This is a genomic window from Belnapia sp. (assembly GCF_059504005.1).
The window spans coordinates 151174-170428 of the sequence record NZ_JCACHU010000016.1; the positions used below are offsets into that span (position 1 = coordinate 151174).

The 19255-nt window shown below is 73.1% G+C and carries 18 protein-coding genes and 1 pseudogene; 11 read left to right on the forward strand and 8 right to left on the reverse strand.

What is annotated here, in order from left to right; genetic code table 11:
• Positions 1-6: 6 nt before the first annotated feature.
• From ychF to AC5JJ1_RS03165, 5 genes are all read right to left on the reverse strand, one after another.
• Complete coding sequence (ychF, locus tag AC5JJ1_RS03145; RefSeq protein ID WP_495783659.1) at positions 7-1101, reverse strand: redox-regulated ATPase YchF; 1095 nt, start codon at positions 1099-1101, stop codon at positions 7-9.
• Between the two features lie 9 nt (positions 1102-1110).
• Positions 1111-1560 (reverse strand): hypothetical protein, encoded by a 450-nt coding sequence (locus AC5JJ1_RS03150; protein WP_495783660.1) that lies wholly within the window; start codon positions 1558-1560, stop codon positions 1111-1113.
• Positions 1560-2135: an aminoacyl-tRNA hydrolase gene (gene pth, locus AC5JJ1_RS03155; protein ID WP_495783661.1), complete on the reverse strand. Its 576-nt coding sequence runs from the start codon at positions 2133-2135 to the stop codon at positions 1560-1562. The genes AC5JJ1_RS03150 and pth overlap by 1 nt, the downstream gene beginning before the upstream one ends.
• A gap of 12 nt (positions 2136-2147) precedes the next feature.
• A complete protein-coding gene (locus tag AC5JJ1_RS03160; protein WP_495783662.1) occupies positions 2148-2834 on the reverse strand; it encodes a 50S ribosomal protein L25/general stress protein Ctc in 687 nt (228 codons plus the stop codon).
• A gap of 134 nt (positions 2835-2968) precedes the next feature.
• The gene (locus AC5JJ1_RS03165) at positions 2969-3454 is read right to left on the reverse strand and encodes a cupin domain-containing protein (RefSeq protein WP_495783663.1); all 486 of its coding nucleotides are present in this window, start codon (positions 3452-3454) and stop codon (positions 2969-2971) included.
• A 100-nt stretch (positions 3455-3554) separates the two neighbouring features.
• Here AC5JJ1_RS03165 and AC5JJ1_RS03170 point away from each other — a divergent pair, with 100 nt between their 5' ends.
• On the forward strand, positions 3555-6188 hold the full coding sequence (locus AC5JJ1_RS03170; RefSeq protein ID WP_495783664.1) for a DUF2339 domain-containing protein: 2634 nt from the start codon (positions 3555-3557) through the stop codon (positions 6186-6188).
• 135 nt (positions 6189-6323) lie between these two features.
• Here AC5JJ1_RS03170 and AC5JJ1_RS03175 read toward each other — a convergent pair whose 3' ends face one another.
• Positions 6324-6917, reverse strand: coding sequence for a histidine phosphatase family protein (locus AC5JJ1_RS03175; RefSeq protein ID WP_495783665.1), 594 nt, complete (start codon positions 6915-6917; stop codon positions 6324-6326).
• A 2-nt stretch (positions 6918-6919) separates the two neighbouring features.
• A complete protein-coding gene (locus AC5JJ1_RS03180; protein WP_495783666.1) occupies positions 6920-7537 on the reverse strand; it encodes a glutathione S-transferase family protein in 618 nt (205 codons plus the stop codon).
• A gap of 141 nt (positions 7538-7678) precedes the next feature.
• On the opposite strand from AC5JJ1_RS03180, the gene AC5JJ1_RS03185 reads away from it, so the two are divergent.
• Positions 7679-8782, forward strand: coding sequence for a branched-chain amino acid aminotransferase (locus AC5JJ1_RS03185; RefSeq protein WP_495783667.1), 1104 nt, complete (start codon positions 7679-7681; stop codon positions 8780-8782).
• A 273-nt stretch (positions 8783-9055) separates the two neighbouring features.
• On the forward strand, positions 9056-9316 hold the full coding sequence (locus AC5JJ1_RS03190; RefSeq protein ID WP_495783668.1) for a hypothetical protein: 261 nt from the start codon (positions 9056-9058) through the stop codon (positions 9314-9316).
• Between the two features lie 72 nt (positions 9317-9388).
• Here AC5JJ1_RS03190 and AC5JJ1_RS03195 read toward each other — a convergent pair whose 3' ends face one another.
• The gene (locus AC5JJ1_RS03195; RefSeq protein ID WP_495783697.1) at positions 9389-10321 is read right to left on the reverse strand and encodes a ribose-phosphate pyrophosphokinase; all 933 of its coding nucleotides are present in this window, start codon (positions 10319-10321) and stop codon (positions 9389-9391) included.
• Between the two features lie 353 nt (positions 10322-10674).
• Between AC5JJ1_RS03195 and fliF the strand changes: the two are divergent.
• From fliF to AC5JJ1_RS03235, 8 genes and pseudogenes are all read left to right on the forward strand, one after another.
• Positions 10675-12167, forward strand: a pseudogene (fliF, locus tag AC5JJ1_RS03200) (flagellar basal-body MS-ring/collar protein FliF).
• On the forward strand, positions 12167-13168 hold the full coding sequence (gene fliG, locus AC5JJ1_RS03205) for a flagellar motor switch protein FliG (RefSeq protein WP_495783669.1): 1002 nt from the start codon (positions 12167-12169) through the stop codon (positions 13166-13168). Before fliF ends, fliG begins: the two are co-directional and overlap by 1 nt.
• Entirely contained in the window at positions 13165-13782 is a 618-nt protein-coding gene (locus AC5JJ1_RS03210) for a FliH/SctL family protein (RefSeq protein ID WP_495783670.1), read from the forward strand. Before fliG ends, AC5JJ1_RS03210 begins: the two co-directional genes overlap by 4 nt.
• A gap of 29 nt (positions 13783-13811) precedes the next feature.
• Positions 13812-14105 (forward strand): flagellar motor switch protein FliN, encoded by a 294-nt coding sequence (gene fliN, locus AC5JJ1_RS03215; protein WP_495783698.1) that lies wholly within the window; start codon positions 13812-13814, stop codon positions 14103-14105.
• A 2-nt stretch (positions 14106-14107) separates the two neighbouring features.
• Complete coding sequence (locus AC5JJ1_RS03220) at positions 14108-15481, forward strand: sigma-54 interaction domain-containing protein (protein ID WP_495783671.1); 1374 nt, start codon at positions 14108-14110, stop codon at positions 15479-15481.
• A gap of 3 nt (positions 15482-15484) precedes the next feature.
• Complete coding sequence (flhA, locus tag AC5JJ1_RS03225) at positions 15485-17539, forward strand: flagellar biosynthesis protein FlhA (protein ID WP_495783672.1); 2055 nt, start codon at positions 15485-15487, stop codon at positions 17537-17539.
• 3 nt (positions 17540-17542) lie between these two features.
• On the forward strand, positions 17543-18424 hold the full coding sequence (locus tag AC5JJ1_RS03230; protein ID WP_495783673.1) for a flagellar biosynthesis protein FlhF: 882 nt from the start codon (positions 17543-17545) through the stop codon (positions 18422-18424).
• Positions 18421-19188 (forward strand): nucleotide-binding protein, encoded by a 768-nt coding sequence (locus tag AC5JJ1_RS03235; RefSeq protein ID WP_495783674.1) that lies wholly within the window; start codon positions 18421-18423, stop codon positions 19186-19188. The genes AC5JJ1_RS03230 and AC5JJ1_RS03235 overlap by 4 nt, the downstream gene beginning before the upstream one ends.
• Positions 19189-19255 lie beyond the last annotated feature (67 nt).

Below are 19255 nucleotides of genomic sequence, written 5' to 3' on the forward strand. Positions count from 1 at the left end.
GCGCGGCTAGACGTTGAAGCGGAAGAGCAGGACGTCGCCGTCCTTCACCACGTATTCCTTGCCCTCGACGCGCATCTTGCCGGCTTCCTTGGCGCCCTGCTCGCCGTTGAGGGCGATGTAGTCGTCATAGGCGATGGTCTCGCAGGCGATGAAGCCGCGCTCGAAATCGCCATGGATGACGCCGGCGGCCTGCGGCGCCTTCATCCCCCGCGTGATGGTCCAGGCCCGCGTCTCCTTCGGCCCCACGGTGAAGTAGGTGAGCAGGCCGAGCAGCGCGTAGCCGGCACGGATGACGCGGTCGAGCCCGCCCTCTTGGAGGCCAAGGCTTTCCAAAAAGTCGCCGCGGTCCTCCTGCGCCATCTGGCTGATCTCGGCCTCGATGGCGGCGGAGACGATGACGGCGCAGGCGCCCTCGGCCTCGGCGCGGGCGAAGACGCGGGCAGAATGCGCATTGCCCGTCGCGGCCGAGGCTTCCTCGACGTTGCAGACATAGAGGACGGGCTTGGTGGTGAGGAGCTGGAGGCGCTTGGCCGCCTCCTCCTCGCCCTTCGGGATGGCGGTGCGGGCGGGCTTGCCATTCTGCAGGGCGGCGAGGATGGGCTCGATCAGGGTGAGCTGCGCGGCGCTTTCCTTGTCGCCGCCGCGGGCACGCTTCTGCAGGCCGACGACGCGCTTCTCGAGGCCCTCGAGATCGGCGAGCATCAGCTCGGTCTCGACCGTCTCGGCGTCGCGTACCGGGTCGACGCTGCCCTCGACATGGGTGATGTCGCCATCCTCGAAGCAGCGCAGGACATGGACGATGGCGTCCACCTCGCGGATGTTGGCGAGGAACTGGTTGCCGAGGCCCTCGCCCTTGGAGGCGCCGCGGACTAGGCCGGCGATGTCGACGAACTCCAGCGTGGTCGGGACGATCTTCTGGCTCTTGCCGATCTTCGCCAGGGCCTGCAGCCGCGGGTCGGGCACGCCGACGCGGCCGACATTCGGCTCGATGGTGCAGAAGGGGTAGTTCGCCGCCTGGGCGGCGGCGGTCTCGGTGAGGGCGTTGAAGAGGGTCGACTTGCCGACATTGGGCAGGCCGACGATGCCGCAGTTGAAACCCATGGGAGACTCCTAAGCGAGGGCCTGTGCCAGCGCCTCGGCGATGGTGGCGGCGGCGATGCGGGCGGCGCCGTCATCGGTGGCGAGAGAGAGGGCGCCGGCGCGCAGCGGGGGCACCAGCAGGGCGGGCGAGACGCCGGCGCGGCGGGCGGCGGCGGCGATGGCCTCGGCCGGGGTGCCGCCGGGGGCGATGAGCTCGGCGGCTTCCAGCAGCAGGGCCGCCTTCAGCGCGGCCTCGCCGGCGGCGGCCATGGCCAGGCGCTGGCGGCGGATGTCGGAGAGCGGGCCGCCCATCGGGTCGCCCGGCGTCACCGTGGCGGCGGCGCGGAGCGAGGCGGCAGCCGAGGCTAGGGCGCCGGCCTCCCGCACCAGGGCGGCGGCCAGGGCCGCGGCGCCATTGGCGAAATCCTCGGGTCCGGGTCCGCCCATCATCTGGGCGGCGATTTCGGCCTCGTCCTGCATCAGCGCGTCTCCTGGGTCAACAGGGCGATGCGGGTCATTGCCTCCTCCGGCTTGCCGGTGGCGAGGAGGGGCGCGATGTCCGCGACCGCATCCAGCAGCGGCTCGAGCCAGGTGTCGACCTTGGCGAAATTGCCCAGCACATGGCCGGTGACGCGGTCCTTGTGGCCGGGATGGCCGATGCCGAGGCGGACGCGCCAGAAATCCGGCGTGCCGAGGGCGCGCTGCATGTCGCGCAGGCCGTTGTGGCCGGCCGCACCGCCGCCGCGCTTCACCCGCACCTTGCCGGGGGCGAGGTCGAGCTCGTCATGGAAGGCCCAGATGTCGCCGGCCGGGATCTTGTGGAAGCCGGCGGCGGGCTGCACCGCATCGCCGGAGCCGTTCATGTAGGTCTGCGGCTTGAGGGCGAGGACCTTCACCCCCGCGATGCTGCCCTCGGCGGCCAGCCCCTTGAAGCGGCTGCGCCAGGGCGAGAAGCCATGGCGCCGGGCGATCGCGTCCAGCGCCATGAAGCCGATATTGTGGCGATGCCGCGCCTGGGAGGGCTCGGGATTGCCCAGGCCAACCCAGAGCAGCATCGCCTACAATTCCTACTTCTTCTTCGCGGGCGCCTTGGCGGCGGCCGGGGCGGCAGCGGCGCCACCCTTGGCGGCCTTGCCCTTCGGCGCCGTCTCGGTCGCCGGGGCGGCGGCCGGGGCGACCTCCTCCACCACGGTCGGGGCGGCGATGGTCGCCACCACGAAGTCGCGGTCGAGCACGGCCTTGGTGCCGAACTGGTCCTTCACCACCGACCAGCGCAGGCTGTCGCCGATGCCGGCCTCGGCCAGGTCGATCTGGAAGGCCTCCGGCACGGCGTCCGGGTCGGCCAGCACCTCGATCTGGCGGCGGACGAGGTTCAGCACGCCGCCGGCCTTGAGGCCCGGGCAGGTGTCCTCGTTGAGGAAGGCGACGGGGACACGGACGCGGATGCGCTGGCCGGCCGCGAGGCGCTGGAAGTCCACATGGATCGGGCGGTCGGTGACCGGGTGGAACTGGATGTCGCGCATCAGCGTGCGCTCGGTCCCGCCGCCCTTGACCGCGACCTCGTACAGGTGGCTCTGCCAGCCGCCCTTGTGCAATTCCTTCATCACGTCGCGCGGGTCGAGGGCGATCAGCGTCGCCTCCTGCTTCGCGCCGTAGATGACTGCGGGGACAAGTCCCCCTCTCCGAGTTGCGCGCGCCGCCCCCTTACCGGCCTGCTCACGCGCCTCGGCCTCGATCCGGATGGTTTGGACCATGGTCGGTGCTCCGTATGCTCAGGATATGGACCCGGCGCGGGGCCGATCGCCCAACGCCGAGCGCGCGGGCCTCCAGGGGTGCCCGCGACGGAGGGGGCCTTAGCGGATCGGGGGAGCGGGCGCAACAGCAGCCGTCAGTAGGGCGTGCCGTCCTTGCGGGTGTAGAGCCAGCTGCCGTCGGGGGCCTGGGTGGCCCGCAGGTCGTCGCGCGGATAGGTGCCCTCGTCGCCGGGGGTGCGGTCGCCGATCTCGAGATAGACCACGTCGCGCTCGGTGCGGTTGACCAGTTGATGGGCGAGGCCGCCGGCCGGGAAGCCGGCGCAGAGGCCGGGGGAGAGCGGCACCTCGCCCGCCTCGGTGACCAGGGTCGGCTCGCCCTCGAGGATGTAGACGAACTCGTCCTGGCGGCTGTGGCGGTGCAGCAGGGCGGACTCGCCGCCAGGGGCGAGGCGGGTCAGGTTCACGCCGAAACTGCGGAGGCCGAAGAGGTCGCCGAGCGGGCGCTTCTCCCGCTTCGCCATGCGGCTGAAGAAGGGCTCCGGGTAGCCGGAGGGCTTGCGGCGCGGCGGGGCCGAGGCGGCGGGAATGGCGATCGGCGGCGGGGCAGCACGGTCGGGCATGATGGCGGAGCGTGCCACCGCTTCGGCTTCGTGAAAACCGGGACGCGGGCGCAACAGGCTGTGGCTTGACCTGCTTGGTCCGCGCATGGAGCGTTCCGGCATGGAAGGCTTCCTGATTCTGCTCGTGCTCGGCTTCTTCCTGGGCTGGGCGCTGGGCATCGCTGGCTATCGCAAGGCGAGCGCGTTGCAGCGCCGGGTGCAGGCGCTGGAGGAGGCGGTGAGGACCGGGGCGCCGCTCGCCGCGCCGGCGCCGCCTCCGCCCTCGCCCTGGAGCCAGCCGGCGGAGGCGCCGCAGCCGGTGGCGGAGGCCGAGCCCGCTCCCGAGCCCGTGGCGGAGCCGGAGCCGGTCATGGCTGCGGCACCGGCCGAGCCTGCCCCGCCGCCAGCGCCGCGGCCTGGCATCGAGGAGCTGCTGACGCTCCGCTGGGGCGTCTGGCTCGGCTCGGCGGCGCTGCTGCTGGCGGGCGTCTTCCTGGTGCGGACGGCGGTGGAGGAGGGCTGGCTCGGCCCGGGGCCGCGCTGCGTGCTGGCCGGCTTGCTCGGCCTCGCGCTGGTCGGCGGCGCGGCCTGGCTGCGGCGGCGGCCGGCGGAGGAGCGGCCGGGCATCCCCTGGCCGGACCAGGCGCCGGCGGCGTTGGCGGCGGGCGGACTCGCCATCCTCTTCGGCGCGGCCTATGCGGCGGGGCCGATGTACGGGCTGGTGCCGCCGCTGCTCGGCTTCGGGCTGCTGGCCGCGGTCGCGCTCGGGGGCATCGCGCTCGCCCTGGTCTTCGGGCCGGTGGTGGCGGCGATCGGCATCGCCGGCGCCTATGGTACGCCGGCGCTGGTGGAGACGCAGGATCCGTCGCTGCCGGGGCTCTTCCTGTATCTGCTGGCGGTGACGGCGGCGGCGCTCGGCGTGCTGCGCCAGGTCGGCGCGACCTGGCTCGGCTGGTGCGCGGCGGGCGCTTCGGCAGCCTGGGTCCTGGTCGGCGGGGTGATCGGCGAGGGGACGAGCGCGGTCTGGGCCCCTGCCCTGTATGCCCCGGCGGCAGCGGCGCTGCATGTCGGGCTGCTGCCGGGGGCGGTGCTGGAGGGCGCAGTCGGGCGGCGGCTCGCGCTCCTGCCCTTCGCGCTGCTGGCCGCGGCGGCGGTGCTGCTGGTGCCGGGCGCCACGGTCCCCGGGCCGGCCATGGGCGTGCTGCTCTTCTCCGTGGTCGGGCTGGCAGCGGCGGCGCGGGAGGGGCGGCTGATGCCCCTGCCCTTGCTCGCCGCTTTGGCCGGACTGCTGATGCTGCTCGGCTGGACCATCCCCGATTGGCTGATGCCGGAGGAGGCGGTCACCATCGACGGCGTGGTGCAGGCGCTGCTGCCGATCCGGCCCTGGCCGCCGGAGGCCTTGCTGCCCTTCCTCGGCACGGCGCTGGCGCTGGGCGCGATGCATGCGCTGACGGGCGCCTGGCGGGAGCGGCGGGGCGTCAGGCCCGTCGCCTGGGCGGCGCTGCCGGCGGCGGTGCCGGTGCTGGTGCTGCTGGTCGCCTATGCGCGGGTGCGGGGCTTCGCGCTCGACGCGCGCTGGGCGCTGGCGGCGCTCGCCCTGGCGGCGGGCTCGACCGGTCTTGCCGGACTGGCGGCGCGCGAGGGCGCAGTGCAGCGGGCCGGCGCCCATGCGGCGGGGGCGATGGCGGCGCTGGCGCTCGGGGCGGCGATGGTGCTCTCCGACCAGTGGCTGACCTTGGCCGTTGCGCTCTTCCTGCCGCCGCTTGCCTGGGTGGAGGCGCGGAGCGCGCTCGACCCGCTGCGCCGGGTGGCGCTGGCCGTCGCGGGCGTGGTGCTGGTGCGGCTGCTGCTGAATTGGAGTGTCGTCGACTACGCCTTCGGGGCGACGCCGGTGCTGAACGGGCTGCTGCCGGCCTATGGCGTGCCGGCGGCCTGCTTCGCGCTGGCGGCGGCGATGTTCCGCAGGCGCCGCGACGACCTGCTGGTCGGGGTGCTGGAGGCGGGGGCGCTCGCCTTCCTCACCGTGCTCGTGCTGCTCGAGATCCGGCATGCGATGACGGGCGGGGACTGGGCCGGGAGCGAGACCTGGGGCCTCGCCGAGGCGGGGCTGCAGCTCAGCGCGCTGGCGCTGCTGGCGAGCCTCACCCGCTGGCTGGACCGGCGGCTCGGCGGGCGGCAGGTGCTTGGCTGGGGGTGGCGGCTGCTCTTCCTCGGCGTCGTCGGGTTCGGCACCGGGCTGGTGCTGGACAACCCGGCCTTCGATAACTGGGGCGAGCTGCTGCCGACGCCGGTCTTCAACGAGCTGGCCCTTGCCTATGCGGTGCCGGCTGGGCTGGCGGGGCTTGCCCTGCGCGGGCTCGCGCCACGGTGGATGGCGCGGTTGCTGGCGCTCTATGCGCTGGTGGCGGGCTTCACCTGGGTGACGCTCGAGGTGCGGCACCGCTTCCATCCGGAGGCGATGCCGCTCTGGCTCGGCGATGTCGGCGGGTCGGAGCTCTATGCCTACAGCATCGCCTGGCTCTGCTTCGGGGCGGCGCTGCTGGCGCTCGGCATCCGGCAGGGGGCGGCGGCGCTGCGGCTGGCGGCGCTCGGGGTGATCGGGCTGACCATCCTCAAGGCCTTCTTCATCGACATGGCCGAGCTCGAAGGGCTGTGGCGGGTGCTGAGCTTCCTCGGGCTCGGCCTGGCGCTGATCGCGCTGGGCGCCGTCTACCGGCGCTTCGTCGTGACGCCCGGGCCGGCAGCGGCCCGGTGATGAGCCGCCGGGAGATTTTTCGCGTCGGCCAGGGCGACGGCGCGGCCGATGCCGGTTGCATCGGCAAGCCGGCCGACGCCGCCGGGGCGGAAGGGATGCGGCGGATCGCGCCGCAGCCCCTGCCGGCCCGGGCGCCTACTCCGGCGCCAGCTCCGCCGGGGTGACGACCCAGACATTGCTGCCATCCGCCGGCGGCTCGCAGCGGATGGGCAGCGCGTTCGGCGTCCGCACATTCGGCTCATGGCCGAAGGCGAGACGCAGCGCGCGGAACAGCGCGCCATGGGCGACGACCAGCACCGGCCCCGGCCGCGCCGTCGCCCGGTTGACGGCGGCGACCGCGCGGGCCAGCAGCTCGGCAAAGCGCTCGCCCTCCGCCGGGGTGTAGTGGCCGGCGATCCAGTCGTCGTACCAATTGCCCATCGGCTGGCCTTCCTGCTCGCCGAAATTGACCTCCTGCAGCCCCTCGTCGAACTCGACCGGCAGGTCGAGCGCCTCGGCCGCGATCTCGGCCGTGACCCGGGCGCGGATCAGGGGCGAGGCGACGATGGTGGCGATGCCGCCGATCCCCGCCAGCGTCTTCGCCGCGCGCCGGGCCTGGGCCAGGCCGACGCTGTTCAGCGGGATGTCGGTGCGGCCCTGGGACCGCCCTTCCGCATTCCAGTCCGTCTCCCCATGGCGGAGGAACCAGAAGGGAATGCGGTTGAGGCTCCCCGCCGTGTCCCCTGGCATTCTCAGGCGAAGCCTTCGGCGGCCATGGTGCGCTGGACCGAGGGGCGGGCCTTCATCCGCTCGTAATGCGCGGCGACGTTGGGCGGCAGGGTCTTGTTCAGCCGCGCCGCCCACCAGAAGGAGACGTAGAAGAGCGCGCTGTCGGCGAAGGAGAACTCGCCGAGCAGGTAGTCCTTGCCGGCCAGCGCCTTGTCGAAGAGGCCGAGGCCCTTCTCGAAGATCTCGGCGCCACGCGCCTTCACCGCCTCGTGGTCCGCCTCGTTGGGGGCGAAATTGGAGGGGCGGAAGATGCGGGAGAAGCCCTGCATGTGCAGCGTCGCCACCGCGTAGTCGGTGTATTCCAGCGCCTTGGCGAGGCCCTCGGCATCCTTCGGCAGCAGCTTCGCCTCGGGGAAGGTGCTGGCGAGCCAGAGGGCGATGGCGGGGTATTCGGTCAGAACCGAGCCGTCGTCCCTGACCAGGGTCGGCACCTTGGACTTCGGGTTGATGCTGGTGAACTCGGGCTTGAACTGGGCGCCCTCCTTGGTGTTCAGCGCCACCGGCTCATAGGGCTTGCCGATCTCCTCGAGGAGGACATGGATGCCGATGGAGCAGGCGCCGGGCGCGTAATAGAGCTTCATGGAGGTCCCTCCGCATTCGTGTCGCGGGCAGATGAGCCGAGGCGCGGGCGGCCGGCAAGGGGGATTCGGGGAGGGTTCAGGCGCCCTGGGTGTTACGCTATGGTGGCAGGCGAGACCCAGTCACGACGGAAACGGGCGCCAATGCCATCCTCCCCTGAGACCACCATCAGCGTCACCCGCACCCGGGCGCCGCAGCCGCGGCCGGCGGATGCCTCGCTCTCCTTCGGCAAGGTCTTCACCGACCACATGTTCCTGATGGAGTACGAGGAGGGGCGCGGCTGGCACAGCCCGCGCGTGATGCCCTATGGCGCGCTGACCATGGACCCGGCCACCTCCGTCCTGCATTACGGCCAGGCGGTGTTCGACGGGCTGAAGGCCTTCCGCGGCGCCGATGGCCAGGTGCGGCTGTTCCGCGCGGGGCGCCATGCGGAGCGGCTCAACCGCTCCTGCGCCGCGCTCTGCATCCCGGAGATGGATGCGGGCCTCATCCGCCGGAGCTTCGAGGCGATCGTCGCCGCCGACCACGATTGGGCGCCGCGCAGCCCGGGCACCTCGCTCTACATCCGCCCGACGGTAGTGGCGACGGAGGTGATGCTCGGCGTGCATCCGGCGCATCGCTATACCTATTTCATCATCTGCTCGCCGGTCGGCTCCTACTACAAGGAGGGGGTAAAGCCGGTGCGCATCCTGGCGACGGATAAGTATGTCCGCGCCGTGCAGGGCGGCCTCGGCGAGGCGAAGACGGCGGCGAACTACGCCGCCTCGCTCTCGGCGCAGCGCGATGCGGAACGGCAGGGCTATACCCAGGTGCTCTGGCTGGATGCGATCGAGCGGCGCTGGATCGACGAGGTCGGCACCATGAACATCATGCTGCGCATCGGCGACGAGGTGATCACGCCCCCGCTCGGCGGCACCATCCTCGATGGGGTGACGCGGAACTCGGCGCTGACCCTGATGCGCGACTGGGGCCTCCGCGTCTCCGAGCGCCGCATCTCCATCGAGGAGGTGATGCGGGCCGGGCAGGACGGCTCGCTGCGGGAGATGTGGGGCACGGGCACCGCGGCGGTGGTCTCGCCGGTGGGCGAGCTCGGCTACAAGGACCAGCGGATCGTCATCGGCGGCGGGCAGACGGGCGAGCTGACCCAGCGGCTCTACGACGCCATCACCGCCATCCAGTATGGCCGCGCGCCGGACCCGCATGGCTGGACCAGCGTGGTGGAGGCGGCGGCGCCCCTCCCAGCCTGAGCCGACACGAGGCATTTCCGTCCGGGCCGGCAAGCACCAGGCGCGGCGCAGTGCCGGAGGCTGGCCTGCGAACCGGATGCGCGATTCGACGAGCGGCATCGGCGTGGCGGCTTCGCCGCATCGCCCATCGGCGCGACTGGCGAGCTGAGGCCAGGCTGGCGGCAACCCCGGTCGGGACCGGGAGGCCGCATGATTAAATCGATTTAATCATGATCTCGTGGATTGTTCAAGAAATGAGATACCTCGAAAATAGGAGCCGGACCGGAGGCCGAGATGTCGATCCTGGCGCAGGCTTTGACGTATGTAGTCGTGGTGTACGCGATATCCCTGCCCGTCTCGCACGCCTTCTGCGCCCTGAAGGACCGGCGCCGCCAGGTCGGGCGGAACGCCTATCTCGCCAGGCCTCATCGCAGCCGCGATGAGAAGGTCCCGGCCTCAGGGCGACGCGCCGCTCATCGCGGCAGCCGGTTTCCAAGGATGCAGGTTCTCGACCGGGCGCTTTCACCGGTCCGGCCTGCCGCGATTTCTAAATAGGCCCAAGGCTTAGCGTCGAGCCAACATGGAACGACACGGCATCCGCACACGAGCGAGGCTCGTGTCCGGGGCCTAGTTGAAGAGGGAGGAGACCGAGCTCTCCTCCGAGATGCGCCGCATCGCCTCGGCCAGCAGCGGGGCGATGGTCACCTGCCGGATGTTGGAGGAGACGCGCACCGCCTCGGTTGCCAGGATGCTGTCCGTCACCGTCATGTTCTCGATCGGCGAGGCGCCGACCCGCGCCACGGCGCCGCCCGAGAACACGCCATGGGTGACGTAGACCGAGACGCCGGAGGCACCGTTCTTGATCAGCGCCTCGGCCGCATTGCAGAGCGTGCCGCCCGAATCGACGATGTCGTCGACCAGGATGCAGTGCCGCCCCTCGACCTCGCCGATCACGTTCATCACCTCGGAGACGCCGGCGCGGGGGCGGCGCTTGTCGATGATGGCGAGGTCGGTGTTGAGGCGCGACGCCATGGCGCGGGCGCGAACCACGCCGCCCACATCGGGAGAGACGACCATCAGGTCGCGGCCCTTGTAGCGCTCCATGATGTCGCGGGAGAAGAGCGGCGCCGAGAAGAGGTTGTCGACCGGGATGTCGAAGAAGCCCTGGATCTGCGCGGCATGCAGATCCATCGTCAGCACCCGGTGGGCGCCGGCGGCGGTGATGACGTTGGCGACCAATTTGGCGGAGATCGGCGTGCGGGAGCCCGACTTCCGGTCCTGCCGGGCATAGCCGAAATAGGGGACCACGGCGGTGACGCGGCGGGCGCTGGCGCGGCGCAGCGCGTCGAGCGTGATCAGCAGCTCCATCAGGTTGTCGTTCGCCGGGTAGCTGGTGCTCTGCACCACGAAGACGTCCTCGCCGCGGACATTCTCGTTGATCTCGACGAAGACCTCCATGTCGGCGAAGCGGCGGATGGAGGCGCTGGTGAGCGGCAGGCCGAGCGAGGCGGCCACCGCCTCGGCGAGCGGGCGGTTGCTGTTGCAGGCGACGATCTTCATGCCCGGCCGGACCCCTGTCTGTGTGCCGCCCGTGCCCTTGCGGCGGGCGGGCGGGAGATACCAAGCGGGAGGGGGCGTGTAAATCGCCATGGCCTGCCCGCGTGACATGGCGGGGACGCTTTCATGACGGTCCTCCGGCATGAACCGGCTGCGATCTTAACCGGCCGGTAAGGCGGCATCCGGCAAATTCTGCCCATCGGCAAAAGGCTGGTCGGGGAATGAGCGATGCATCGGCCACAGGCGGCTGGGCGGGACCGGTGAACGGGGTCATCGAAGGGCTGAGGGGCCTCGGCCGCGGGCGGCTGCTGGCGCTCGGGGCGGTCGCCGCCGTGATCCTGACCCTCCTCGCCGTCATGGCCCTCCGCGCCCGGGAGGTGCCGATGAGCCCGCTCTTCGGCGAGTTCGAGGGGCGGGAGGCGGCCGCCGTCGTCGCCGTGCTGGAGCGGCAGCGGGTGCCCTATCGCCTGGCCGCCGGCGGCACGCAGGTGCTGGCGCCGAGCGAGCAGGTGGCGCGCCTCCGTCTCATGCTGGCGAAGGAAGGCCTGCCCTCCGGCGGCGGGGTCGGCTGGGAGATCTTCGACCGCTCCGAGAGCCTGACCACCAGCCCCTTCCAGCAGGACGTGAACCGGCTGCGGGCGCTGGAGGGGGAGCTGGCGCGGACCATCCGCGGCCTGGCCGGGGTGCGGACGGCGCGCGTCCACCTCGTGCTGCCGCGGCGGGAGGCCTTCTCCCGCGAGCGGGGCGAGGCGCAGGCGAGCGTGGTGCTCGCCATGCAGGGCGCGCAGCGGCTGGACCGGGAGGGGGTGCAGGCCGTGCTGCATCTGGTGGCGACGGCGGTCCCCGGCCTCAAGCCGCAGCACGTCTCGATCGTCGACACCCGGGGCGAGCTGCTGGCCCGCGGCGGCCAGGCGCTGGCCGGCGCCGCCCAGGCGCTGAACCAGGAGGAGCTACGCCGGGCGCAGGAGATGCGCATCGGCCGGGCGGTGGAGGAGCTGGAGCGCAGCCTCGGCCCCGGCCGGGTCCGGGCCGAGGCCACGGTGGAGATGGATTTCGACCGGGTGGAGACGCGGGAGGAGCGCTTCGACCCGGACAACCAAGTGCCGCGCAGCACCCAGAGCGTGACCGAGCAGAATCGCGGGGCGGAGCCGCCGCCGACCACGGTCGCCACCAACTGCCGGGGCAGGACGCGCAGGCGAGCGGCGGCGCGAGCTCGGAAAGCCGGCAGGAGGAGACGACGAATTTCGAGATCGGCCGCTCCAGCCGCTCCACTCTGCGGGAGCACCCGGTGGTGAAGCGCCTCTCCGTCGCCGTGCTGGTGGACGGCCTCGCCGAGGGCGGCGCCTGGCGGGAGCGGACGCCGGAGGAGCTGGCGCGCATCGCCGCCCTGGTCCGCAGCGCCATCGGCTTCGACGAGTGGCGCGGCGACAAGGTGGAGGTCGTGTCCATGCGCTTCGTCGAGGAGGCGGGCGGGCCGGCCGAGCCGCCGGGCTTCCTCGGCCTGCCGATCGCCCCGGCGCTGGCGACGCGGCTGATCGAGAGCGGGCTGCTCGCCGTGGTGGCGCTGGTCGCCATCCTGCTGCTCGGCCGGCCGGTGATCGGGCGGGTGGCGGCGAGCCTGGCGCCGCCGGCACCCGCCCTCGCCGCGGGCGGGGCGGAAGGCGAGGCGCAGCTCGCGGACGGCGAGGCCGGGCGGCTGCCGGGCGGCGAGGCGATGATCGACCGGGCGCAGATCGAGGGCAAGGTGCGCGCCTCGGCCATCAACAACCTGATCGAGCTGGTGGAGCAGCATCCGGACGAGGCCCTCGCCGTCCTGCGCCGCTGGCTGACGCCCGAGGAGCCGGCCTGATGGCGCGAGCGGTGCTGACCCGCCAGCAGAAGGCGGCCGCGCTGATGCTGGCGCTCGGGGAAGAGCATGCGGCGCGGCTCTTCGCCCGCATGCATGAGGACGAGATCCGCGACCTCTCGATCGCCATGTCGACGCTCGGCACGGTGCATTCGGCGACGATCGAGGAGCTTTGCATCGACTTCGCAGAGCAGCTCGGCCAGGCGGGCTCGCTCACCGGCAGCTTCGAGAGCACGGAACGGCTGCTGCTCAAGAGCCTGCCGCCGGACCGCGTGGCGCAGATCATGGAGGAGATCCGCGGCCCCGCCGGCCAGACCATGTGGGACAAGCTCGGCAATGTCAGCGAGAGCGTGCTCGCCAACTACCTGAAGAACGAATATCCGCAGACCGTCGCCGTGGTGCTGACCAAGATCAAGGCGGACCACGCGGCCCGCGTCCTCTCCCTGCTGCCCGAGGGCTTCGCCATGGAGGTCGTCATGCGGATGCTGCGCATGGAGACCGTGCAGAAGGAGGCGCTGGAGGGCGTCGAGCGCACCCTCAAGATGGAGTTCATGTCGAATCTCGCCCGCGCCGCACGGCGCGACGCGCATGAGCTGATGGCCGACATCTTCAACAACCTCGACCGCCAGGCGGAGGCGCGCATCCTCGGCGCCCTCGAGGAGCGCAACCGCGACAGCGCCGAGCGCATCCGCGGCCTGATGTTCACCTTCGAGGACCTCCAGCGCATCGACGGTGCCGGGCTGCAGGCGCTGCTGCGGAGGGTGGAGAAGGACAAGCTGGCCCTGGCGCTGAAGGGCGCCTCCGAGACCCTGCGCGACCTCTTCATGCGCAACCTGACGGAGCGGGCGGCGAAGCTGCTGCGGGACGACATCTCCGCCCTGGGGCCGGTGCAGCTGCGCGATGTCGACGAGGCGCAGGCGGCGATCGTCGCCTGCGCCAAGGACATGGCGGCGCAGGGAACCATCACCCTGCAGGACGGGCGGGATGAGGAGATGCTGCCGTGACCGGCGGGTTCGAGCCGGTGCTGGTGCTGGCGCGGCCGCAGGCGAGCGCGCGCTTCGAGGTGCAGGACCTCGACGCGCCGCCACCGCCGCCGCCGGAGCCGACGCCGGCACCCGACCTTGCCGCCATTGCCGCGGCGGAGGCGGCGGCCGAGGCGGCAGCGCGGGAGGCGATGCTGGAGGCGGCGCGGGAGGCGGCGGCGCTCGAGGCGATCGCCCTGCGGCTGGGGGAGGCGGGGGCGAGCATGGCGGAGGCCGTGGGCGAAGCCGCGGCGGAGCTGGCGGAGGTGCTGGTCGCGGCGCTCGGCGCGGCGCTGCCGGCGGCGGCGGAGCGGCTGGCGCCGGAGAGTGCGGCCTGGCTCGCCGGGCGGCTGGCGCCCTTGCTGCAGGACGGGGTCGCCATCGCCCTGCATGTCGCGCCGGGCCTCGGCGAGGCGGCGGCGGCACGGATCGGCGATCCGCGGCTGCGCATCGCCGAGGACGCGGCGCTGGCGCCCGGCGCGGTGCGGGCCAGCTGGCGGGGCGGCGGGGCGGACTATTCGCCCGAGGCGCAGCAGGCGGCCATCGCCGAGCTGCTGCGGGGCTTCGGGCTTTCACCCATGACGGAGGAGAAGTGAGCATGGCGGATCCCGCCGGTTTCGAGGCGATGAACCCGATGGAGGCCGCCATGCCTCGCCCCGCCGGCAGCGGCCGGGACCTGGAGGCGGTCTATGACATCCCGGTGCAGGTGAGCGCCGTGCTCGGCCGCGCGACCATGCAGGTCTCGCAGCTGCTGAAGCTTGGCCGCGGCGCGGTGGTGGAGCTGGACCGCAAGCTCGGCGAGGCGGTGGACATCTATGTCAACAACCGGCTCGTCGCGCGCGGCGAGGTGGTGATGGTGGAGGACAACCGGCTCGGCGTGACCATGACCGAGATCGTCAAGGGCGACCGGGGGATCTGAGCATGGCACGGCTCCTCATCATCGGCGCGCTGACGGCGGAGCTGGGCCTGGCGGCGCGCATGGCGACCGCGAAGGGCGCGAAGCTGGCGCAGGCGGAGGGCGTCTCCTCCGGCCTCGACCGGCTGCGGGCGGAGGGCGCCGACCTCATCCTCTGCGAGGTGACGCATGACATCGGCTGGCTGGTGGAGCAGCTGGCGGCCGAGCGCATCGCCTGCCCGGTGATCGCCTGCGGGCGGAACGCGGATGCGGCCGCGGCCGTGCGCGCCATCCGCGCCGGCGCGAAGGAGTTCCTGCCGCTGCCGCCCGATGCGGAGCTGATCGCCGCCATGCTCGCCGCCGCGGCGGGCGAGGCGGAGGCGCCGGTGCATCGTGACCCGGCCATGGCGGCGCTGCTGGGCCGGGCCGCGCAGCTGGCCGTCGCGCAGGCGAGCATCCTCATCACCGGCGAGAGCGGCACGGGGAAGGAGGTGCTGGCGCGGCACATCCACCGCAGCAGCCGGCGGGCGCAGGGGCCCTTCGTCGCGCTGAACTGCGCGGCCCTGCCGGAGGCGCTGCTGGAGAGCGAGCTCTTCGGCCATGAGAAGGGCGCCTTCAGCGGCGCGGTCGCGGCGCGGCGTGGGAAGTTCGAGCAGGCAGATGGCGGGACGCTGCTGCTGGATGAGATCGGCGAGATGGACCCGCGGCTGCAGGCGAAGATCCTCCGCGTGATCCAGGAGCGGGAGGTGGACCGGCTCGGCGGTGGGGCGCCCGTCAAGGTCGATGTGCGGCTGCTGGCGGCGACCAACCGCGACCTCGCGGCGGAGGTGCAGGCGGGGCGGTTCCGGGCGGATCTCTACTTCCGGCTCAACGTGCTCGGGCTGCACATCCCGCCGCTGCGCGAGCGGCCGCTCGACATCCTGGCGCTCGCCGCGCATTTCGCCCGGCGCTTCGCCGAGGCGAACGGGCTGCCGGTGCGCGCGCTGGCGCCGGCGGCGGAGGCGCTCCTGCTCTCGCATCCCTGGCCCGGCAACGTGCGGGAGCTCGAGAACACGCTGCATCGCGCCGTGCTGCTGGCGCAGGGCCCGGCGATCGGGCCGGAGGCGGTGGAGCTGACGCCTCTGCCGGCCGCAGCACCCCCGGCGGCGGTGGAGGCGAAGCCGGGCGCGGCGGCGCCGGCGGCGAAGGGCGTGGGCGGCCTCGTCGGGCGGAAGGTGGAGGAGGTGGAGCGGGACCTCATCCTCGAGACGCTGACCCATAGCCTCGGCAACCGGACGCGGGCGGCGGAGATCCTCGGCATCTCCATCCGCACGCTGCGCAACAAGCTGCACGAGTACCGGGCGCAGGGCGTCGCGGTGCCGGCGGCGCACCCGGCCATGCCCTGGGCGATGGAGGGCTGAGCCATGGGCGGCCTCGCGCTCCCGGCCTGGCTCGGGCGGCTGCAGCCGGGGGGCGACATCACCCTTGCCGTGGGTGTGGCGCTGCTGCTCGCGGTGCTCGTCGTGCCGCTGCCGACCCTGCTGCTCGATGCCGGGCTGGCGCTCTCCATCACCGTCGCGGTGCTGGTGCTGATGGTGGCGCTGTTCCTGCGCTCGCCGCTCGAGTTCACCGCCTTCCCGCAGTTGCTGCTGACGACCCTGCTGCGCCTCGCGCTCAACGTGACGACGACGCGCACCATCCTCAGCCACGGGCAGGAGGGGCCGGAGGCGGCGGGGCATGTCGTCGCGGCCTTCGGCGGGTTCTTGATGGGCGGCGACGTGATGGTCGGGATGATCGTCTTCGCCATCCTGCTCATCGTGAACTTCATGGTCGTCACCAAGGGCTCGGGCCGCATCGCCGAGGTGGCGGCGCGGTTCAGCCTGGATGCGATGCCGGGCAAGCAGATGGCGATCGACGCCGACCTCTCGGCCGGCATCATCGACGAGGCGGAGGCCAGGCGCCGCCGCAGCGAGCTGGAGCAGGAGAGCGCCTTCCACAGCGCCATGGACGGCGCGGCGAAATTCGTCCGCGGCGATGCGATCGCGGGGCTCATCGTCACCGTGGTCAACCTGCTGGGGGGATTGGGCATCGGCGTGCTGCGGCATGGCATGCCGATCGGCGAGGCGGCGACGACCTTTGCGACGCTCACGGTGGGCGACGGGCTGATCAGCCAGATTCCGGCGCTGCTGATCTCGGTGGCGGCGGGCATCGTCGTCACCAAGGGCTCCGGCAGGGAGCGGGCGGATGAGGTGATGGGGCGGCAGCTTGGCGGCGGGTGGAAGCCGATGGCGCTGGCTTCCGGCGCCGCCGGCTTCCTCGCCTTGATGCCGGGGATGCCGCTGGCGCCCTTCCTGGCGCTTGCGGCCGGCGGCGGGGCACCGGCCTGGAACCGGCGGCAGGCGGAGCGGCGCGCGGCCGAGGCGCCGCCGCCCCCTCCCCCGCCGCCGGGCGAGCCGCCGGTGGCCGAGGCGCTGCGGCTCGACCTGCTGCGGCTGGAGCTCGGCTATGGGCTGCTGTCCTTGGCCGCCGGGGAGGCGCCGCGCCTGACCGAGCAGATCAAGAGCCTGCGGCGGACCATGGCGAGCGAGATGGGCTTCGTGCTGCCGAGCGTGCGCATCCAGGACAACCTGGAGCTGCCGCCCGACGAGTACGTGCTGCGGGTGAAGGAGATCGAGGCGGCGCGCGGCCGGCTGCGGCCGCCGCTGCATCTCGCCATCGACCCGTCGGGCCAGGTGCCGGCGATGGCGGGCGAGCGGACCAACGAGCCGACCTTCGGCCTGCCCGCGCTCTGGATCGAGGAGGCGCTGCGCGACGAGGCCCTGGCGCGGGGCTGCACCGTCGTCGATTGCGCGAGCGTGCTGGCGACGCATCTGACCGAGACGGTGCGCGACACCATGCCGGAGTTGCTCTCCTTCGCCGAGACGCAGAAGCTGCTCGACGAGCTGCCGGGCGAGCACAAGAAGCTCGTCGCCGATGTCATCCCGGGGCAGATCAGCCTCGGCGGGCTGCAGCGGGTGCTGCAGGCGCTGCTCGCCGAGCGGGTCTCGATCCGCGACCTGCCGACCATCCTCGAGGGGGTGCAGGAGGCGGTGGCGGGCGGGGCGCGGGGGATGGGGGCGATCCTCGCCACCGTCAGGGCGCGGCTGGCGCGGCAGCTCTCCGAGGCGGCGCGGGGGCCGCAGGGCTATGTGCCGCTGGTGCCGCTCTCGGCGGAGTGGGAGCTCGCCTTCGCCGAGAGCCTGACCGGGCCGCCGGAGGAGCGGCAGCTCGCCATGGCGCCCTCGCAGCTGCAGGAGTTCATGCAGCGGGTGCGGGAGGTGCTCGACGGCGCTGCGGGCGAGGCGCCGGTGCTGGTCTGCTCGGCCGGCATCCGCGCGCATGTGCGGGCGATCGTGGAGCGCTTCCGCCCCTCGACAGCGGTGCTGAGCCAGACGGAGATCCATCCGCGCTGCCGCATCCGCACCGTGGCGACGGTCTAGCCCATGCGCCTCAGGCTCTTCCAGGCGGCGGGGATGGCGGAGGCGATGGCGGCGGTGCGCGCCGAGCTCGGGCCGGATGCCGTCATCCTCGACAGCCGCCGCGTCAAGGGCGGGGTGAAGGTGACGGCCGCGCTCGACGCGGCGCCGGTGGCGGTTGCGCCGGCCGCGCCGCCCGCACCCTCGCTCGCGCGGCACAACCTGCCGGCCGGTCTGGCGGCAAGGCTGGCCGGCGGCTCCTTGGCGGAGGGGCTGGCGGGCGCGCTGCGCTTCGCCCCGCTGCCGGATGGGCGGGCGCGGCCGCTGATGCTGGTCGGGCCGCCGGGGGCGGGGAAGACGCTGAGCTGCGCCAAGCTGGCGACGCGGGCGGTGCTCGGCGGCGCGGCGCCGCTGGTCGCCAGCACGGACGGGCTGCGGGCGGGGGCGACGGAGCAGCTTGCGGCCTTCACGCGGCTGCTCGGCCTCTCCCTCGCCGTGGCGACGGAGCCGGAGATGCTGGTGCGGGCCCTGGCCGGGCGCCCGCCGGCGCAGCCGGTGCTGGTCGACAGTGCGGGGTGCGACCCCTTCGATGCGGTGCAGGCGGCCTGGCTGCGGGGGATGGCGCTCGCCATCGGCGCCGAGCTCGTGGTGGTGCTGCCGGCGGGACCGGACCCCGCGGAGGCGGCGGAGACGGCCGCGGCCTTCCTGGCGCTCGGCGCGCGGCACCTGCTGCCGACGCGGCTGGATGCGGCGCGGCGGCTCGGCGGCGTGCTGGCCGCCGCCGCGGCGGGGCTGGCGCTCGGCGAGGCCGGCACGGGGCCCGGCGTCACCGATGGGTTGACCCCGATTGATCCCGCCTGGCTGGCGCAGCGGCTGGCCGGGCCCTTTCGACTGGACAGCGCGGCATGACGAGGAACGAGAGCGGCCGGATCATCGCCATCGCCTCGGGCAAGGGCGGCGTCGGCAAGACCTGGCTCAGCATCAGCCTAGCCCAGGCGCTGGCGGAGGCGGGGCGGCGGGTGCTGCTGGTCGATGCCGATTTCGGCCTCGCCAATATCGACGTGCAGCTCGGCCTGCCGCCGGGGCCGGACCTGGGCGAGGTGCTGGCGGGGCGGCGCGGCCTCGCTGAGGCGGTGCGGCGGCATCCGGCGGGGTTCGACCTGCTGCCCGGGCGGTCGGGCTGCGGCAGCCTGGTGGGGCTTGGCGAGGCGGCGGGCCGGCTTGGGGCGCTGCTGCGTGGGGCGGCGGCACGGTGGGAGGTGGTGCTGCTCGATTGCGGGGCGGGGATCGAGCCGGCGGTGCGCGGGCTGGCGGCGCTCGCCGACACGCTGCTGGTGGTGGCGACGGAGGAGCCGACCAGCCTCACCGATGCCTATGCGGTGCTGAAGCTGCACCGGCGCGACCGGCCGGGCGGCGACCAGCGGGTGGTGGTGAACCTCGCGGCGGACCGGGCGGCGAGGGAGCATGTCTGGCGCAGCCTCGACACGGCCTGCACGCGCTTCCTCGGGGCGGGCGTGCCGCTGGCCGGCATCCTGCGGCGCGATGCCCGGGTGCCGGGGGCGATCCGGCGGCAGGTGCCGCTGCTGACGCGGCATCCGATGGCGGCCTCGGCGGAGGATGTCCGGAGTTTGGCGGCGGGGCTGCGGGCCACCTCACCTAGCGCGAGAAATTGACCCGCCTTCGTTTGAAGTGCGGCGCGATCGGGCTTAATCGACAGCAACCACCGTTCCCGCTCTCCGG

What these genes read in the sequence shown, in the direction of transcription:
- AC5JJ1_RS03235 (WP_495783674.1), top strand. Translation starts at nt 18,421, where the DNA reads ATGACGAGGAACGAGAGCGGCCGGATCATCGCCATCGCCTCGGGCAAG.
- AC5JJ1_RS03150 (WP_495783660.1), bottom strand. Translation starts at nt 1,560, where the DNA reads ATGCAGGACGAGGCCGAAATCGCCGCCCAGATGATGGGCGGACCCGGA.
- AC5JJ1_RS03165 (WP_495783663.1), bottom strand. Translation starts at nt 3,454, where the DNA reads ATGCCCGACCGTGCTGCCCCGCCGCCGATCGCCATTCCCGCCGCCTCG.
- fliG (WP_495783669.1), top strand. Translation starts at nt 12,167, where the DNA reads ATGGCGCGAGCGGTGCTGACCCGCCAGCAGAAGGCGGCCGCGCTGATG.
- AC5JJ1_RS03220 (WP_495783671.1), top strand. Translation starts at nt 14,108, where the DNA reads ATGGCACGGCTCCTCATCATCGGCGCGCTGACGGCGGAGCTGGGCCTG.
- AC5JJ1_RS03175 (WP_495783665.1), bottom strand. Translation starts at nt 6,917, where the DNA reads ATGCCAGGGGACACGGCGGGGAGCCTCAACCGCATTCCCTTCTGGTTC.
- AC5JJ1_RS03160 (WP_495783662.1), bottom strand. Translation starts at nt 2,834, where the DNA reads ATGGTCCAAACCATCCGGATCGAGGCCGAGGCGCGTGAGCAGGCCGGT.
- AC5JJ1_RS03185 (WP_495783667.1), top strand. Translation starts at nt 7,679, where the DNA reads ATGCCATCCTCCCCTGAGACCACCATCAGCGTCACCCGCACCCGGGCG.
- AC5JJ1_RS03190 (WP_495783668.1), top strand. Translation starts at nt 9,056, where the DNA reads ATGTCGATCCTGGCGCAGGCTTTGACGTATGTAGTCGTGGTGTACGCG.
- flhA (WP_495783672.1), top strand. Translation starts at nt 15,485, where the DNA reads ATGGGCGGCCTCGCGCTCCCGGCCTGGCTCGGGCGGCTGCAGCCGGGG.
- AC5JJ1_RS03170 (WP_495783664.1), top strand. Translation starts at nt 3,555, where the DNA reads ATGGAAGGCTTCCTGATTCTGCTCGTGCTCGGCTTCTTCCTGGGCTGG.
- fliN (WP_495783698.1), top strand. Translation starts at nt 13,812, where the DNA reads ATGAACCCGATGGAGGCCGCCATGCCTCGCCCCGCCGGCAGCGGCCGG.
- AC5JJ1_RS03195 (WP_495783697.1), bottom strand. Translation starts at nt 10,321, where the DNA reads ATGAAGATCGTCGCCTGCAACAGCAACCGCCCGCTCGCCGAGGCGGTG.
- AC5JJ1_RS03180 (WP_495783666.1), bottom strand. Translation starts at nt 7,537, where the DNA reads ATGAAGCTCTATTACGCGCCCGGCGCCTGCTCCATCGGCATCCATGTC.
- pth (WP_495783661.1), bottom strand. Translation starts at nt 2,135, where the DNA reads ATGCTGCTCTGGGTTGGCCTGGGCAATCCCGAGCCCTCCCAGGCGCGG.
- ychF (WP_495783659.1), bottom strand. Translation starts at nt 1,101, where the DNA reads ATGGGTTTCAACTGCGGCATCGTCGGCCTGCCCAATGTCGGCAAGTCG.
- AC5JJ1_RS03230 (WP_495783673.1), top strand. Translation starts at nt 17,543, where the DNA reads ATGCGCCTCAGGCTCTTCCAGGCGGCGGGGATGGCGGAGGCGATGGCG.